Source organism: Reyranella humidisoli, from assembly GCF_019039055.1.
Classification (GTDB): domain Bacteria; phylum Pseudomonadota; class Alphaproteobacteria; order Reyranellales; family Reyranellaceae; genus Reyranella; species Reyranella humidisoli.
This window is the reverse complement of sequence record NZ_JAHOPB010000002.1, coordinates 846,666-862,792: the sequence shown is the minus strand read 5'-3', so window position 1 is coordinate 862,792 and position 16,127 is coordinate 846,666. Positions and strand designations below refer to the sequence as shown.

Here is a 16,127-nt window from a genome sequence, read left to right as displayed (position 1 = left end):
TGCTCCTAAGCCTGGGTCAGCGAGGGGTGCACGATCTGCCCGTCGCGGGTGACCAGCGTGCCCTTCACGACCTCGTCCTCGAGGTTGATCGTGAGCGCCTTGGTCTCCTTGTCGACCATGGGCGTGATGAAATTGAGCAGGTTGCGCGAGAACAGTGCCGAGGCGTCGGTCGCCAGTTCGCCGGCCAGGTTGGCCGGACCGACGATCTTCACGCCATGCTTCTCGACCACCCTGCCGAACTCCGACAGCGGACAGTTGCCGCCCTGCTCGACCGCCATGTCGACGATCACCGAACCCGGCTTCATGGTCTTCACCATCTCCTCGCTCACCAGCACCGGCGCCTTGCGACCGGGGATCAGCGCGGTCGTGATCACGATGTCCTGCAGCTTGATGTGGTCAGCCACCAGCGCGGCCTGCTTGGCCTGGTACTCGGGGCTCATCTGCTTGGCGTAGCCGCCCGCCGTTTCGGCCGCCTTGAACTCCTCGTCCTCGACCGCCACGAACTTGGCGCCGAGCGACTGGACCTGCTCCTTGGTGGCCGGCCGCACATCGGTCGCGGTCACGATCGAGCCGAGGCGCCGCGCCGTGGCGATGGCCTGCAGGCCGGCGACGCCCACGCCCATGATGAAGCTGCGCGACGGTGCCAGGGTGCCGCCGGGCGTCATCATCTGCGGGAAGATCCGGCCGTAGTTGTTCGCCGCCAGAAGAACTGCCTTGTAGCCGGCGAGATTGGCCTGCGAGGAGAGGATGTCCATCGACTGGGCACGCGTGATGCGCGGGATCAGTTCGAGTGCGAAAGAGGTCACGCCGCGCGAGGCCAGCGCCTGCACCAGCTCCCTGTTGGTGAGGGCGCCCAGCGGCGCCATCAGGGTCTGGCCCTGCCGCAGCAGGCCGAGCTCGTCGAGCCCTTCCTCGGCCGACATCGGACGCTGGATCTTGAAGACGATGTCGCCCGCTGCGATGGCGGAGGCCGCGTCCGGAACGATCGTCGCGCCGGCCTCGCCATAGGCCTGGTCGGTATAGGCGGCAGCCACCCCCGCCCCGGTCTCTATCGTGATCTCCGCGCCCAGCGCCTTCAGCTTCTTGACGGTCTCGGGAGTGGCGGCCACACGGGTTTCATGGGGCCTGCGTTCTTTGACAATGGCGATTTTCATGGAGCGCTTCAGATCCGTTTGAACGCGGCGGGACGCTTCGTGCGCCGCACCTTGCACAGCGTTCCGTTCTTTGCCAAGCCGGTTTTTCGCCGCGTGGAAGCCTCCCGCTTACGCACTCCCACGCCACATGCTACGGCTCGACCATGCCTGACCGACCGCACATCCTGACCGGCTTCCATTTCACCAAGGCGACGCTCGCTTCTTTTGGGGAGCGGTGCAGGATCGTCGGGCATATGGACAGTCCCACGCCCACCGCGGCCGACATCCCGCCCGGTACGGCCGGCACAGTGCAGGCAATCGTCAGCACCGGGAGCGTCGGCATTTCCGATGCCATGATGGCCGCCCTGCCGAGGCTCTCCCTGTTCTGCTGCTACGGCACGGGCTACGAGCGGGTCGACCTCGACGCCGCCCGCCGGCGCGGGATCATGGTCACGCACGGCGCAGACGCCAATGCGCCCGACGTCGCCGAACTGGCGGTCGGCATCCTGCTCGCCTCGACGCGCCGTCTGGTACGCGCCGACAAGATGATCCGCCGCGGCGAGTGGAAGCAGCGCATTCCCAATCGCTTCGGCCCGATCGCCGGCCTGACGGGCGGCAGGGTCGGCATCCTGGGCCTCGGCGCGATCGGCCTGGAGGTCGCCAGGCGCCTGAAGGGGTTCGATGTCGAGATCGGCTACTGCAACCGCAGCAAGCGCAGCGACGTCGACTTCCCGTACTTTCCCGACGTGATGGCACTCGCCACCTGGTGCGATTACCTGATCGTCTGCCTGCGCTCCGATGCCTCCAACCGGCACATCATCAATGCCGACGTGCTCAAGGCGCTGGGTCCGCGAGGCCACGTGGTCAACATCTCGCGCGGCTGGGCGGTCGACGAAAAGGCAATCGCCCATGCGCTGCGCAACGACATCATCGAGGGTGCGGCGCTCGACGTGTTCGACCAGGAGCCCTACACCGGCACTGAGCTGCTGGAACTCGACAAGCTGGTGATGACCCCGCATTTCGGTGGCGGAACGGAGCACGCCCAGCGGCGCATGACCGACCTCGTCTGCCGCAACCTCGACAACCATTTCGCCGGCAAGCCGGTAGCGTCGCCCGTGCCCGAATTTCGCGAGTGGGCCAACGCCGCCGACGCTCCCCGACCGCGCTGACGGCCCATTGGACGGCTACAGTCGTTTGGCGGGAAACAGAACCGTGCGGAACGCCGGCGTCATCGAACTGGCTGCAAATGCCGGTTTGATCGTCGCGCTGTTTCTGGCGTTCTACGTCGGCTTCGGTCTCCCGATACTCTGGGCCATCAACTACTACATCCCGAGCTTCTTCGACGGCTTCGGCCGGCGCAGCCTGGTCGGAACGCTGCTCTATCCGTTCGGATCTTTACGCTTCGAATATGTCTTCGTGGCGGCGCTACAGATGGCCGTTCGCTACACGCTGATCGCGATCCTCTTCTGGCGCGCGTGGCATTCGCCGCTGTCGATGAAACTGGTCGTGATCGCATTCCTGGTCGCGCCGACCGGTGGCTATCTCTTTCATACAGCCGGCTATCCCGAGGACATCCTCTATCTCGCGCTGCTGGCGGCGATCCACGTGCGGCCCTTGCCCGCCCTCCTGATCATGGGCGCCACGCTCTTCGTCCAGGAGTTGGCGGCTTTCACCGTCATCCCGCTCTACGTCACAAGCCTCGCTCTGCGCCGTGAATTCAGAACGGCCATCGTACACGGCGCTGTCCTGGTCGCGGTTTTCGCAGTCATCTACCTGTTTTTCCAGACCGTGCCATCGGAGATGATCGAGGCGCTTTTGGCGCGGGTGCGCTCCGTTGCGCGCTACGCTATCGACGAAAGCTATTATCAGCTGTTTCGGAACGACTTCGTCGGCGAGCGGATGCGCAACTACTACATGCCTCCGGCACGCTACCTGACGCGGGCGCTGCTGATGGCGGCATGCGTATCAGTCGTCGTGGCAGTGGCATTTTACCGTCGTTCCGATCGCTGGTTCGGCGCGCTGAACGTCCTGTGCGTGCTCGGCGCGTGCCTGGCGCCCCTGCTCCTCGGATTCTTCGGCTGGGACGTCTTTCGCTGGGTTTTCCTGTCCCTGCTGTCCAGCCTGTTCGTTCTTCTGTTCATCGGAAGGACCACGCCCGCACCGGCCGCAATGACGGTGGCCGGCCTGCTGGTCGGCTTCGCTCTCGTCGGCCACCTGGAATATTTCGACGGCGCCCATCCGCGGCCGATCCTGCCCTATCCCCGTTTCGTGGATTTTTGGCAGGCCGAGTTGCCGCGGATATTCGGCAAGGCACTCTCCCGTTGAGGACGGTCCTGCGCGACTGAACCCAGTCCCTAGTTCGGTGGATCCTTGCCGATCACGATTCGCGGACCGGTGTATTTCGGCGGCGTGTCGAACCAGACGTCGAAGTAGGCGCGCAAGGCCGAGGGATAGCGCCGCAGGATGGTGACGATGCTGTAGGCGCGCGCAACGTCCTGCGCCTCGAAGCCCCAGGCTTCGATACCCTGCTGACGGGCGAGGAAGATCGCGCGAGAGAGGTGGAAGCGCTGCGACACGACGATGACGCGTGTCTGGCCAAAAACCTCTTCGACCCGCACCACCGAATCCCAGGTCCGGAAGCCCGCGAAATCGCGATAGATCGCCTCGGCCGGCACACCGCGCTCGATCAAACCGGCGCGCATGGCGGTCGGCTCGTCGTAATCAGGACGGCTGTTGTCGCCGCTCACCAGCAGGTACTTCACCTTGCCGGCCTTGTAGAGCGCAGCCGCCGCATTGAGCCGATAGACGAAGTAGCGGTTTGGGCCGCCCTCGGGGCCGATCGGCGCCGCGCCCAGGACCAGCGCCACCGTGACCCCCGGCAACTTCGCCGGATCGCTGCTGATGTACGGGTCGGCCAGGGCTTCGAGGCGGCGCTCGGCGATCCACGACAGGAGAGACAGCAGGAGTGCCACCGCGCCAAGCGCAAGCACCGCGTACAGCATCAACCGCATGTCATCGCCCCGACTACACTCCCAAGCTCCGCCGGGAGCCGCCTGCCCCCCCCCCGATGCCTTTATCACGCTTCAGGCTGACGGGCGCAGCGATTGGCTAATCGATGGCGTCCGCGGTCTTGTCGAGCGGGTAGGCAACGACATCGCCGGCCACAGGCACGATCTTCGCCGTCGCGCTGGTCACTCGCACCGGAAATGCGGCAACGCCACAGCCGGAAAGCGCTATCGCGACGCCCGCAAGGACCGCGGCACCGATCAGACGCTTGGGTTGGAGAATGCGGGTCATCATGGCGAGAAAACGCCCGCAAGCCGGAATAGTTGCCCCCTACCGGAGCGTGTCCAGCACCTCACGGAACCCCGTGCGGCAGGTGAATCCGAGCACACGGGCCGCCTTGCCGGCGTCATAGATGCGGTCGACCGTGTCGAACATCGTCCAGCCCCGCTTCTCATAGAGCGCGAGATATTCCGGGAAGAGCCGGCTCACCACCGCGGGCGCGTCGGCGATCAGCTCGCGGCAATCCTCGCGCCGGAACGGCGTCATCGCCGAAACGATGAACGTGTCGAAGCCGATCTCCCTCGCCTTGGCGAGAGCCACGACATGCGCCTCGGCCGCATCCTCGACGCTGAGACGGCGGAACAGGAATTCGTTGGCCTTCGTGTTCTCGCCCGACTGCCTGATGGCATGGGCCATGTCGTCCTCCTCGGGAAAGAACCGCGAGGTGCGAAGGACGAGTACCGGCAGCCTGTGCAGGTGATTGAACAGGCGGCACAGTTCCTCGGCCGCGAGCTTGGTGACGCCGTAGATGTTGCGCGGCTTGAGTGGCGCCATCGTCTCGTCGATCCACGCCGCCTCCTTCGCTCCGCCCGCCTTCCCGTCACGGATCTGCTGCGAAATCATGAGCGAGGTCGTCGAGGTGAAGACGAAGCGGTCGACCGCCGAGCCCGGCGCCACCGCCTCCTCCAGCAGGTTGAGCGTGCCCTGCACGTTGACGGCGACGAACTCCGAATTGTCGTGGGTCTCGATGTGAGGCTTGTGGCGCGCTGCGGCATGAATCATGGCCGTGATGCCCTCGTCGCGGATCACGCGGCGAACAAGAGCACGGTCGACGACTGAACCCACGACGCTGGTCGTGGCGCCCGGCTCCGGATCGAGCCCCACCACCTTGTGTCCTTCGCGCACGAGCTTCGGCACCAGAGTCTGGCCAAGCCAGCCCGACGAACCCGTTACGAGGATGTTCACGCCAGCCCTGCTTCTTTCAGGGCTGTGTCCTGCCTCGCTGTCAGCGCGTCGACGTCGAAGCCGTCGATCAGGCCCTCGAAGAGCTGGTGCCAGTTGATCGAGGCGCGGAGGTGGATGAACACCGAGCCGAGGCCGATGGCGGCGCGATCCATGAACACGAACTCGCGCGGCGGCCGCACACCGCCCATCTTGCGCAGCTCGCCGAACACGTTCTGCGCCATCTCGCGGCCATAGCCCTCGGCCATGCCTTCGGTCAGGCGGCGCGACCGGTCGTCCATCAGAGGGCCGTAGAGAAAAGCGGCCCAGCGGTTGAGGATGGCGACCATTTCCTTGCTGAGACCGGTAAACCCCCAATCCTCGTAGGCCGCGACGGCGCGCGCCTCGTCGTCCGTCATCAGCGCGCGATAGAGTTCGATCGAGCCCCGCACGAAGCGCGGCGGGAAAATGCGGATGCAGCCGAAATCCATCAGGTTCACCGAACCGTCCGGCCGCACCGAGTAGTTCCCGAGATGTGGATCGCCGTGGATGGCGCCATAGAAATAGAACGGCACATACCAGGCGCGGAACATGGCGATGGCGAGCGCGTCGCGTTCTTCCTGCGAACGGGTCTTCCAGTTGAGCAAGGGCTCGCCCTGCAGCCAGTCCATGGTGAGGAGACGCTCGGTCGAATGCGAGGCGACGACCCCGGGCACATGGACCTGACTCTCGTCGCGCAGCATGTAGCGGTACAACGCCGTGTGCCTCGCCTCGCGGCGATAATCGAGTTCCTCGCGCAGGCGGTTGGCGATCTCGGCATGGATCTCGTCGGTACGGATCGCCGGATCGAAGCGCTGGCCGATCGCGAACACGACCTTGAGCTGGTTGAGGTCGGCCTCCAGCGCCGACGACATGTCGGGATACTGCAGCTTGGCCGCCACCTCCCGCCCATCGTGCAGCGACGCGCGGTGAACCTGCCCCAGCGATGCGGCGAATGACGCCTCCTTGTCGAAGCGGGCGAACTTGGCCTGCCAGTCGGGCCCCAGCTCCGACGCCATGCGGCGGCGCACGAAGGCCCAGCCCATTGCCGGCGCGTTGGCCTGCAACTGCGCCAGCTCGCGGGCATATTCCGGCGGCAACGCGTCGGGGATGGTGGCGAGCAGTTGCGCCGCCTTCATCAGCGGGCCTTTCAGCCCTCCCAGTGCGGCCTTCAGCTCGCCGGCATGCTTGTCGCGATCAAGGCCGAAGCCGAGATAGCGCTGCCCCGCCAGCTTGACCGCCAGCCCGCCTACCGACGTGCCGACCCGCGCATAGCGACCGAGCCGCCCGCCGAGGGAGTCGCCTTCGTCAGAGGCCATGATTCTTACAAAACCACCTCACCCTGAGGAGCGGCCCGCAGGGTCGCGTCTCGAAGGGTGGGCAAAGATTGGGGTGCGCGTTCCCATGCTTCGAGACGGCCGCGACGCGGCCTCCTCAGCATGAGGTCTTTTGGTGCTACGGCCACGTCAGAGTTTCTCGAGTTCATCGATGAAGCCCGAGATCACATCGAGGCCCTTGTCCCAGAAGGCCGGATCGGAGGCATCGAGGCCGAACGGCGCCAGCAGCTCCTTGTGCCGCTTCACGCCACCCGAGCGCAGCATGTCGAGATACTTCTCCTGGAAGCCGTCGGGCTTCGCCTGATAGGCGGCATAGAGCGAGTTCACCAGGCAATCGCCGAACGCGTAGGCATACACGTAGAACGGCGAGTGGATGAAGTGGCCGATATAGGACCAGTAGTATTTGTATTCGTCGTCATAACGGAAGGCCGGGCCGAGGCTCTCCTTTTGCACCGCCATCCAGATCTCGCCGATCGCGTCGGGCGTCAGCTCGCCCTCGCGGCGCGCCATGTGCAGGCGCGATTCGAAATCGTAGAACGCGATCTGGCGCACCACGGTGTTCAGCATGTCCTCGACCTTGCCGGCCAGCATCGCCTTGCGCGTGGCCTTGTCGGGCGCGGTCTTGAGCAGCGACTGGAAGGTCAGCATCTCGCCGAACACCGAGGCGGTCTCGGCCAGCGTCAGCGGCGTGTCGGCCATCAGCGGGCCCTGCTTGGCCGCCAGCACCTGATGGACGCCATGGCCCAACTCGTGCGCCAGGGTCATCACGTCGCGAACCTTTCCCTGATAGTTCAGCAGGAGATAGGGATGCGCCGACGGCACCGTCGGATGGGCGAAGGCCCCCGGCGACTTGCCCGGCCGCGCCGGCGCGTCGATCCAGCCCGTGCCGAAGAATTTGCGGCCGACATCCGCCAGTTCCGGCGAGAAGGCGTTGTAGGCGTCGAGCACGATCTTCTCGGCCTCGGGCCAGGGGATCGTGCGGTCGTCATGCTCGGGCAGCGGCGCGTTGCGGTCCCAGTAGGGCATGGTCTCGACGCCGAACCACTTCGCTTTCAGCTTGTAGTAGCGGTGCGCGAGCTTGGGGTAAGCCTTCTTGACCGACGCCGCGAGCGCGTCGACCACCTCGTCCTCCACGACGTTGGCGAGGTTACGGAACGATTGCGGCCGCGCGTACTTGCGCCAGCGGTCGTCGATCTCCTTGTCCTTGATCAGCGTGTTGGTGATCAGCGAGAAGACCGCGATATTCTCGCCCTGCACCTTGCCGAACGACTTGGCGGCTTCCTTGCGTATCGCGGCGTCCTTGTTCGACAGCTTGTCGAGGATCTGCGGCTCGCTCAGCATCTCATTGCCGAACGGATAGCGCAGCCGCGCGATCGTCTCGTCGAACAGGCGCGACCAGGCGCTGCTGCCGACCACCGACTGGTCATGCTGGAACTTCTCGAGTTCGTCGGAAAGCTGGTGCGGGCGGAAAAGGCGGGCGTCGCGCAGCCACGGCGCGTACTTCGCAAGTTCCGGCGCCTTCAGCTTCTCGGCAAGATCGGCATCCTCGATCTTGTTGATCTCCAGCCGGAAGAACAGGAGCTTTGACCCAATGTCGTTCAGCTTCTCCGACATGTCCTGGGCGAAGCGGTTGCGCTCCGGATCGGACTGGTCCTGCGCCGAATAGAGCTGGGCATAGGAGCCGATGCGGCCCAGCAGGTCGCTCATCGCCTCCAGACGCACGATCGCCCCGCCCAGCGCCTTGCCGTCGAGACCGACGATCCTGCCCTCGTAATCCTTCGCGAAGGCATCGGCTTCCGCCGCCGCGCGCTTCAGGTCGGCGCCCAGGTCCGTCCCGGTCGGGCTGGAATAGAGATCGGCCAGGTTCCAGGTCGGCAGGTCGCCCAACACAACGTTCATTCACCACTCCTTGCGTCACCCCGGATATGGGGCGCGACCCGCTTCATGACTAGAGGGAGCGGCCCTCGAGGCAGTGTCCGATCGCGGCCACCCGATCTAGCACGCTTCCTGGTTCGATGAGGACCGGCTCGAAGCCGTGCGCACGATAGGTGCGCTCATGCACCGCCTCGAAGCGCCGTGCCTCCTCCAGCCCGATCCGCCGCGCCGCCGTGGGCTCGACGAAGCCCATCAGCCGCACGAAGAAGACGCGGCGATCGTAGAAGCCCTCGCGCTTCAGCTCGTCGATTTCCATACGCAGCAGGTCCGAGGGCGGATGCCCAAGGAAGGTCACCAGCGCCTCGGTGCAAAAGGCGGACCGGTCATGGAACTGGACCTCGCCCGAGGCGGAGAGCCGCCTGCGCCGCTGCAGTGCCACGATCCGGTCGATGAAGCCGGGAACGGTCCACGGCTCGGCGACGCCCTTGGCCTGTTCGAGCGCGATGACGTCCGTCGCCGCCTCCTCGACCACGCCGAACCCGTTGATCTCAAGCTGCCGCAGGACGGTCGTCTTCCCCGCTCCCGGCGCGCCGGTGAGGATGAATCTGCCCTTCCTCATTCTGCCTTTCGAAGCTCCCAGGAGTGCCTCCCCATTCAGATGCACCGCTATCGCATAAGCCTCAAAAGGCCGTGATGGTTGGTGTGTGAAGGCGGCGAAAGGTCCCTCGCATACGCTCCAGGGCGGGGTACCCCCCGCCCTGGAGCGTATGCGAGGGACCCTTACCTCATATGAAATAACCCTGATTTGAACAGGGAAGTGTCGGCGTCTTGCGGCTTGTAACCAGGCCGCGTCGCCGACGGAGAGGTCAAAGTGGCCCTGCTTCCTTCGGCGCTCTCGGACATCGCAAAGCGATGTCCTGACGCTCAGACGCCGAGCTTCGCCCGGCTCAGAGCCGGTTGTAGGCCTTGAACCACTCGACGAAGAGCGGGATGCCGCGGTCGACGGTCACCTGGGGCGACCAGCCGAGATCACGCACGGAGCTTTCGATGTCGGCCGCGGTTTCCTGCATGTCGCCCGGCTCGCCGGGCTTCAGCTCGATGACGGCTTTCCGGCCCAGCGCCGTCTCGAACAGCGCGATGACGTGCAGGATCTCCTCGCTCCGGGCAGCGCCGAGATTGTAGAGCCGGTGTCCGGCGCTCTCGGGCGGCCGGTCGAGCGCCGCCAGCGTGCCGGAGACGATGTCGTCGATGTAGCTGAAATCCCGCCTCACCTTGCCGTGGTGATAGAGGTCGATCGTGCGGCCTTCGTGGATCGCCCGGGCGAAGATGTAGGGGGACATGTCGGGTCGGCCCCACGGGCCATAAACCGTAAAATAGCGAAGCCCGGTCGCCTTGAGGCCATATTGGTGGACATAGGTCTCGGTCATCAATTCGTCGGCCCGCTTGGTCGCGGCGTAGAGCGACACCGGACGGTCCACGGGATCGTTCACGGCGAAGGGAATCTTGCGGTTGCCGCCATAGACCGACGACGACGAGGCATAGACCAGATGCCTGAGCTGCGCCCCCAGCCGGCGCGCCAGTTCGAGCAGGACGACCTGCCCCATCAGGTTGGTCTGGATATAGATGTAGGGATCGACCTTGGAATGGCGGATGCCCGGCTGGGCGGCCAGGTGGACGATCCGGTCGATGTCGCCGTGGCGGTCGGCCAGCCCCTGCATCGCCTCACGGTCGGACACGTCGGCCTCGAGGAAGGTGAAGCCCGGCATCTCGCGCAGCGGCTTCAGCCGGGCGAATTTCAGGACCGGATCGTAGTAGTCGCTGAAATTGTCGACACCGATCACGGTTTCACCCCGCCCCAGCAGGGCACGGGCGACATGGGAGCCGATGAAGCCGGCGACGCCGGTGACCAGGACGGAAGTCATGCGGCCGGACGATTACAACATTTCACCCAAGGGAGACACCGTGAAACGGTGACGCCACTTTGGCGGCCATGGGCAGATGTAAAACGTCGTTTTTCGATCGTCGCCCCGTTCCGCATTGCCTGCGGCGTGCAAACGTCGCTACCGTCCCCATATTGAAATGTCAGGGAGGTTGCCATGCCCCTCGCGGTGACCCTGGACGACAAGTACGTACTCGAACGTGGACGCGTTTACCTGACCGGGACGCAGGCGCTGGTGCGCCTCCCGATGATGCAGCGCCAGCGCGACCTCGCGGCCGGCCTGAACACCGGCGGCTACATTTCCGGCTATCGCGGCTCCCCGCTGGGCGGCTTCGACCAGGCCCTCTGGCAGGCCAAGAAGTTCATCAAGAAGAGCCACATCGAGTTCCAGCCCGGGACCAACGAGGACCTGGCCGCGACCGCCCTGTGGGGCACCCAGCAGATCCACCTCTATCCCGGCGCGCGCTACGACGGCGTGTTCGGCATGTGGTACGGCAAGGGTCCCGGCGTCGACCGGTCGGGCGACGTCTTCAAGCACGCCAACTATGCCGGCACTTCAAAGCACGGCGGCATCGTGGCCCTCGCGGGCGACGACCACATGGCGAAATCCTCCACCGTCGCCCATCAGAGCGAGCCCGCCTTCATGTCCGCCGGCATGCCGGTCATCCACCCGGCCGGCGTCCAAGAGTATCTCGACTGGGGCCTGCACGCCTTCGCGATGTCGCGCTATTCGGGCCTCTGGGTCGCCTTCAAGGTCCTGAGCGAGACGGTCGACAGCTCGGCCTCGGTCTACATCGACCCGCACCGCGTCGAGATCCACACCCCCACCGACTTCGTCCTGCCGCCCGATGGCGTCCACATCCGCTGGCCCGACGACTGGCTCGGCCAGGAACGCCGCGTCGTCACCATCAAGCAGCCCGCCGCGCTGGCCTACTGGCGCGCCAACAAGCTCGACCGGCTGATGCTGGGCCGTCCCGACGCGCGCTTCGGCATCGTCACCGTCGGCAAATCCTATCTCGACGTGCGCCAGGCCCTCGACGAGCTGGGGATCGCGGACGAAGAGGCCGAGCGCCTCGGCCTCTCCATCTACAAGGTTGGCATGGTCTGGCCGCTGGAGACCGAGGGCGCCATCGCCTTCGCCGCCGGCAAGCGCGAGATCCTCGTGATCGAGGAAAAGCGCAACCTGATCGAGCAGCAGCTCAAGGAGGCGCTGTTCAACGCCCCGGCCGACCGCCGCCCGGTCGTGGTCGGCAAGACCGACGAGCGCGGGCAGATGCTGCTCAAGACCGACGGCGAGCTCACCCCCTTCGAGATCGCCTCGGCCATCGTCGCCCGCTTCGGCCTCGAGTCCTTCAGCAGCCGCACGAAGGAACGCTTCGAGGCGCTGAAGCGCCGCGCCGGCCGCCAGGTCCGCAACGAGGCCGGCCTGGCCCGCGTCCCCTATTTCTGCTCCGGCTGCCCGCACAACAGCTCGACCAAGGTGCCCGACGGCTCGATGGCGATGGCCGGTATCGGCTGCCATACGCTGGCAATCGGCATGGAGCGGAACACCAAGACCTTCACCCACATGGGCGCCGAGGGCGCGCCGTGGGTCGGCGCCAGCCACTTCACCGACATGCCGCACGTCTTCCAGAACCTGGGCGACGGCACCTATTTCCATTCCGGCTATCTCGCGATCCGTCACGCGGTCGCGACCAGCACCACCATCACCTACAAGATCCTCTACAACGACGCCGTCGCCATGACCGGCGGCCAGCCGCACGACGGCAACGTCCATCCCTGGACGATCAGCCAGCAGGTCCATGCCGAGGGCGTGCGCCGCATCGCGCTGGTGAGCGACGAGCCGGACAAGTACCCGGTCGGCACGCCCTGGGCGCCGGGCGTCACCTTCCATCACCGCGACCAGCTCGACGAGGTCCAGCGCGAGCTGCGCGAGGTCAAGGGCGTGTCGGTCCTGATCTACGACCAGACCTGCGCCGCCGAGAAGCGCCGCCGCAGGAAGCGCGGCACCTTCCCCGATCCCAACAAGCGCCTCTTCATCAACGAAGCCGTCTGCGAAGGCTGCGGCGACTGTTCCGTGAAGTCGAACTGCCTCTCGGTCGTGCCGGTCGAGACCGAGTTCGGCCGCAAGCGCGCCATCGACCAGTCCTCCTGCAACAAGGACTTCTCCTGCCAGAACGGCTTCTGCCCCTCCTTCGTGAGCGTCGAGGGCGGCACGCTGAAGAAGGGCAAGGCGGTGACGTCGAAGAAGACCGACGGCGTCGCCGCGCCGGAGCCGGAACTGCCGGCCGCGCCGACCCTGCCATCGATCGAGGACAAGCCCTACGGCGTCCTCATCACCGGCATCGGCGGCACCGGCGTCGTCACCATCGGCGCCATCATGGGCATGGCCGCCCATATCGAGGGCAAGGGCGCGACCGTGCTCGACCAGCTCGGCATGGCGCAGAAGGGCGGCGCGGTGATCAGCCATGTCCGCATCGGCGCCACGCCAGAGGCGCTGCACGCCGTGCGCCTGGCCGCCGGCGGCGCCAACGTGCTGCTGGGCTGCGACCTGGTCGTCAGCGCCAGCCCCAACGCGCTGGCCAGCCTCGAGCCCGGCGTCTCGCATGCCGTCGTCAACACGCACGAGACCATCACCGGCGAGTTCACGCGCCATCCGGACCTCGCTTTCCCGGCCAACACGCTGAAACTCTCGGTCGAGGCCGCGGCCGGCGCCGACGGGGTCGATTTCCTCGACGCCACCGGCATCGCCACCGCGCTGATGGGCGATTCGATCGCCACCAACATGTTCGTGCTGGGATATGCCTACCAGAAGGGCCTGATCCCGCTCGCGCACGAAACGATCGAGCGCGCCATCGAGTTGAACGGCGCCGCCGTGCCGATGAACCTGGCCGCCTTCCGCTGGGGCCGCCGCGCCGCCCACGACCGCGCCGCGGTCGAGAAGATGGTCGCGCCCAAGGAGACCAAGGCCAACGTCGTCGCCTTCACCCGCACGCAGCCGAAGACGCTCGACGAGATCGTGGCGTCGCGCACCAAGCACCTGACCGGCTACCAGAACGCGGCCCTCGCCCAGCGCTACAAGGCACTGGTCGACAAGGTACGCGCCGCCGAGACGAAGATCGGCCAGACCGGCCTCGCCGAGGCCGTCGCGCTCTATTACTCGAAGCTCCTGTCCTACAAGGACGAGTACGAAGTCGCCCGCCTCTACACCGAGGCCGCCTTCCAGGCCGGCCTCAGCCGGCAGTTCGACGGCGACTACAAGCTGAAATTCCACCTCGCCCCGCCGCTCTTCTCCAGCCGCGACCCGCAGACCGGCCAGCTCATCAAGCAGGAGTTCGGCGCCTGGATGCTCCCGGCCTTCCGGATGCTGGCCAGGCTCAAGGGCCTGCGCGGCACCAGGTTCGACGTCTTCGGCTACACCGAGGAGCGCAAGACCGAGCGCCGCCTGATCGCCGACTACGAGACACTGATCGACAAGCTACTGGCGACGCTATCCGCGCAGAACCATGCCCTGGCGATCAAGCTCGCCTCCATCCCCGACGACATCCGCGGCTATGGCCACGTGAAGGATGCGCACCTGGAGAAGGCGAAGAAGAAGGAAGCCGACCTGCTCCATCAATGGCGCAACCCAGAGGCGATGAAGGCTGCGGCGGAGTAGATGAAGGCCGCTACGGAGATCTCGGTGTAACTAATTCTACAACGTCGAGAGGATTGCGATTTCTGCTTGAACACCGTTGCCTGATCGATCCGGCGATCCGCCACCGAGTCATCCTTGAGAATTACTGCTAGGTCTACTTTCGCTCAACGCGCCGACTGTCGACAATTCGAAGAAGGTGGTTGGCCATCAGAATTATCTCAGCTGCTTCTGCAGCGTCGTCGAGGTCCACATACCGGTGCGAGTGCGGGTTCTTGTATGATCCGATTGCCCCAGCAAAAAGGTGCGCCCGAGATTCACGCTCGCTTCTTTCTACGTTCATATCTGCAAGTGGTCCAGAATCGGCGTCAAAAGCCTTGCGCATAAGTGCCGTCCCAACGTCCTTTGCCGTCAGACCAGCTCCACTCCGAACGGCCACCTCAACAGCTTTCATCGCTTCAAACACCGCAGTATCGAACTTTCCTCGATGAAAGAGAGCCCAGACGTTTTCGCGGATGATTGGATGCAAGCTGTCTTTGGGCAACAGACGTGAGTTTACTATGCGAGTAGCTTCCGGCGTTGCCGCAAGCTGAATTGCTTTCCGACTCAACACCCTAATCTGATGCGGACTTACGTATGCTGGAGATTCGATCAGCAGCGCTGCACCCTCTAGCCATGCCCAAGCTTCTCGTATCGCGGTTGCTATCTCTGACTGCCTTGGACCCCGATGGTGTTCGCTAATTTCGCGAAGCGCCCAACCGAGCTCGCGATTGCCGCTGGGGAACCGCGCAATCCATGGGAGCAATCGTACTCCGAGCTCTTCTTGCTCAAGTGCTGCTACTACATCCAAGTCTGGGAAAATCTGAGATAGCATCATTGACTAAAGCTCTTTCCAAATTTCAATGCAGATCTCGACGAGATCGAATTGGTGGACCAGCCGGACTTGCTTAGCATGGTCAAACGCCACTTACTCGTCCTCGACTACAGTGAGAAAGGCGACCTCGCCTCGATCCCCGGAGACATCCGCGGCCGCGCCCATGTGAGGGACGCGCTTGTGAAGAAGGCCAAGAAGAAGGAAGCCGACCTTCTCTACCAGTGGCACATCCGGAGGCGATGAAGGCGGCAGCGGAGTAGAAGCATATGCAACCGCGACCAATTCGAGTTAAGTCTTGGTGCTAATAGTTCAGTCCACATCGCTGAAATCATAACCATCCAACGCGCCTTCACCAACTATCTCCACACCAGGAAGAGCGTCGTACCTTGCGCTGGTGATGCGCGGATCTCCTATGGGGCAGCGAAATAACTCCAAGAAGAAACGATGGGAACTCCAGACGCACATATTTGAAAGCACCTTATCAGAAGAGTCTCTGACTATGCTGGCCGACGCAAATCTCATGCCTTTCTTGGAATAATTTACGACAAAGGAAGACGCTGAAATATCCAACATCTTACTGCACTGATTAACAAGATCAGTGTGGTCGGCGGTCGCGAGCGCAGCACCGTCATCTTTACGTTTCGCCTGGATCAAAACGCCTTTCGAGTAGCTAATCGTCGGCGTGTCGATCTTAACATGAAGTAACATGTCAGCCCCCGTCTTACCTTCCTGGTTCGCACTGCCAGGTCCTCTATTCATAATTCTTGCAGACCATTTGAAGTCGGCGAATTTCCGACCAGAAAAATTGTTGGTTAGGAGTGTTATTAGCCCCGCCGTGATGTCCTCCTCTCTAGGATAAATTCCAGCGATGTAATTTCGAGTTGCACCAGCAACGGCCGCGTTTGCTCGTCCAGCAGCTTTATAGGCCATCTCGCGAAATTTCATTTCCCTCTCCCCACAACCAAGCCAAGACGCCAAAACATCTACTTTAGGTAGCACAACATTTTGCTTGTCGAGTTTGACCCAAGAGAGTCCAGATTATCGAAATTGCGTCCTATGCCCTATTGCG

14 protein-coding genes are annotated in these 16,127 nt (G+C 64.2%); 4 read left to right on the top strand and 10 right to left on the bottom strand.

Translation table 11 applies throughout. From position 1 onward, the window contains the following. Positions 1–5 precede the first annotated feature (5 nt). Positions 6–1,154 carry a Re/Si-specific NAD(P)(+) transhydrogenase subunit alpha gene (locus KQ910_RS22550; protein ID WP_216965464.1) on the bottom strand — a complete coding sequence of 383 codons (1,149 nt, stop codon included), beginning with the start codon at positions 1,152–1,154 and terminating at the stop codon, positions 6–8. Positions 1,155–1,297: 143 nt separating this feature from the next. On the opposite strand from KQ910_RS22550, the gene KQ910_RS22545 reads away from it, so the two are divergent. Together KQ910_RS22545 and KQ910_RS22540 are read left to right on the top strand one after the other, a co-directional pair. Then, positions 1,298–2,302 (top strand): 2-hydroxyacid dehydrogenase, encoded by a 1,005-nt coding sequence (locus KQ910_RS22545; protein ID WP_216965463.1) that lies wholly within the window; start codon positions 1,298–1,300, stop codon positions 2,300–2,302. Positions 2,303–2,309: 7 nt separating this feature from the next. Continuing rightward, positions 2,310–3,458 carry a hypothetical protein gene (locus KQ910_RS22540; RefSeq protein ID WP_216965461.1) on the top strand — a complete coding sequence of 383 codons (1,149 nt, stop codon included), beginning with the start codon at positions 2,310–2,312 and terminating at the stop codon, positions 3,456–3,458. A 29-nt stretch (positions 3,459–3,487) separates the two neighbouring features. Here KQ910_RS22540 and KQ910_RS22535 read toward each other — a convergent pair whose 3' ends face one another. From KQ910_RS22535 to KQ910_RS22505, 7 genes are all read right to left on the bottom strand, one after another. Beyond that, positions 3,488–4,144 carry a SanA/YdcF family protein gene (locus tag KQ910_RS22535; protein WP_216965459.1) on the bottom strand — a complete coding sequence of 219 codons (657 nt, stop codon included), beginning with the start codon at positions 4,142–4,144 and terminating at the stop codon, positions 3,488–3,490. 97 nt (positions 4,145–4,241) lie between these two features. Beyond that, positions 4,242–4,433 (bottom strand): DUF6726 family protein, encoded by a 192-nt coding sequence (locus KQ910_RS22530; RefSeq protein WP_216965457.1) that lies wholly within the window; start codon positions 4,431–4,433, stop codon positions 4,242–4,244. A gap of 36 nt (positions 4,434–4,469) precedes the next feature. Continuing rightward, the gene (locus tag KQ910_RS22525; RefSeq protein ID WP_216965455.1) at positions 4,470–5,384 is read right to left on the bottom strand and encodes an NAD-dependent epimerase/dehydratase family protein; all 915 of its coding nucleotides are present in this window, start codon (positions 5,382–5,384) and stop codon (positions 4,470–4,472) included. Further along, positions 5,381–6,718 carry an ABC1 kinase family protein gene (locus KQ910_RS22520; protein WP_216965453.1) on the bottom strand — a complete coding sequence of 446 codons (1,338 nt, stop codon included), beginning with the start codon at positions 6,716–6,718 and terminating at the stop codon, positions 5,381–5,383. The genes KQ910_RS22525 and KQ910_RS22520 overlap by 4 nt, the downstream gene beginning before the upstream one ends. A gap of 147 nt (positions 6,719–6,865) precedes the next feature. Further along, on the bottom strand, positions 6,866–8,635 hold the full coding sequence (locus tag KQ910_RS22515; RefSeq protein ID WP_216965451.1) for a M3 family oligoendopeptidase: 1,770 nt from the start codon (positions 8,633–8,635) through the stop codon (positions 6,866–6,868). A gap of 49 nt (positions 8,636–8,684) precedes the next feature. Then, the gene (locus KQ910_RS22510) at positions 8,685–9,230 is read right to left on the bottom strand and encodes an AAA family ATPase (protein WP_216965449.1); all 546 of its coding nucleotides are present in this window, start codon (positions 9,228–9,230) and stop codon (positions 8,685–8,687) included. Between the two features lie 328 nt (positions 9,231–9,558). Then, complete coding sequence (locus tag KQ910_RS22505; RefSeq protein WP_216965446.1) at positions 9,559–10,533, bottom strand: NAD-dependent epimerase/dehydratase family protein; 975 nt, start codon at positions 10,531–10,533, stop codon at positions 9,559–9,561. A gap of 174 nt (positions 10,534–10,707) precedes the next feature. On the opposite strand from KQ910_RS22505, the gene KQ910_RS22500 reads away from it, so the two are divergent. Then, positions 10,708–14,208 carry an indolepyruvate ferredoxin oxidoreductase family protein gene (locus KQ910_RS22500; RefSeq protein WP_216965443.1) on the top strand — a complete coding sequence of 1,167 codons (3,501 nt, stop codon included), beginning with the start codon at positions 10,708–10,710 and terminating at the stop codon, positions 14,206–14,208. Positions 14,209–14,341: 133 nt separating this feature from the next. Here KQ910_RS22500 and KQ910_RS22495 read toward each other — a convergent pair whose 3' ends face one another. Then, entirely contained in the window at positions 14,342–14,728 is a 387-nt protein-coding gene (locus KQ910_RS22495) for a TIGR02391 family protein (RefSeq protein ID WP_216965441.1), read from the bottom strand. Positions 14,729–15,136: 408 nt separating this feature from the next. On the opposite strand from KQ910_RS22495, the gene KQ910_RS22490 reads away from it, so the two are divergent. Further along, positions 15,137–15,301, top strand: coding sequence for a hypothetical protein (locus tag KQ910_RS22490; protein WP_216965439.1), 165 nt, complete (start codon positions 15,137–15,139; stop codon positions 15,299–15,301). 66 nt (positions 15,302–15,367) lie between these two features. Here the strand turns inward: KQ910_RS22490 and KQ910_RS22485 are convergent, their stop codons facing one another. Further along, positions 15,368–16,003, bottom strand: coding sequence for a hypothetical protein (locus KQ910_RS22485; protein WP_216965438.1), 636 nt, complete (start codon positions 16,001–16,003; stop codon positions 15,368–15,370). Positions 16,004–16,127: the final 124 nt, after the last annotated feature.

Bases quoted from the DNA above. Each gene is read 5' to 3' on its own strand.
- KQ910_RS22550 (WP_216965464.1), bottom strand. From the start codon at position 1,154: ATGAAAATCGCCATTGTCAAAGAACGCAGGCCCCATGAAACCCGTGTG.
- KQ910_RS22545 (WP_216965463.1), top strand. From the start codon at position 1,298: ATGCCTGACCGACCGCACATCCTGACCGGCTTCCATTTCACCAAGGCG.
- KQ910_RS22535 (WP_216965459.1), bottom strand. From the start codon at position 4,144: ATGCGGTTGATGCTGTACGCGGTGCTTGCGCTTGGCGCGGTGGCACTC.
- KQ910_RS22530 (WP_216965457.1), bottom strand. From the start codon at position 4,433: ATGATGACCCGCATTCTCCAACCCAAGCGTCTGATCGGTGCCGCGGTC.
- KQ910_RS22520 (WP_216965453.1), bottom strand. From the start codon at position 6,718: ATGGCCTCTGACGAAGGCGACTCCCTCGGCGGGCGGCTCGGTCGCTAT.
- KQ910_RS22515 (WP_216965451.1), bottom strand. From the start codon at position 8,635: ATGAACGTTGTGTTGGGCGACCTGCCGACCTGGAACCTGGCCGATCTC.
- KQ910_RS22510 (WP_216965449.1), bottom strand. From the start codon at position 9,230: ATGAGGAAGGGCAGATTCATCCTCACCGGCGCGCCGGGAGCGGGGAAG.
- KQ910_RS22505 (WP_216965446.1), bottom strand. From the start codon at position 10,533: ATGACTTCCGTCCTGGTCACCGGCGTCGCCGGCTTCATCGGCTCCCAT.
- KQ910_RS22500 (WP_216965443.1), top strand. From the start codon at position 10,708: ATGCCCCTCGCGGTGACCCTGGACGACAAGTACGTACTCGAACGTGGA.
- KQ910_RS22490 (WP_216965439.1), top strand. From the start codon at position 15,137: ATGGTCAAACGCCACTTACTCGTCCTCGACTACAGTGAGAAAGGCGAC.
- KQ910_RS22485 (WP_216965438.1), bottom strand. From the start codon at position 16,003: ATGAAATTTCGCGAGATGGCCTATAAAGCTGCTGGACGAGCAAACGCG.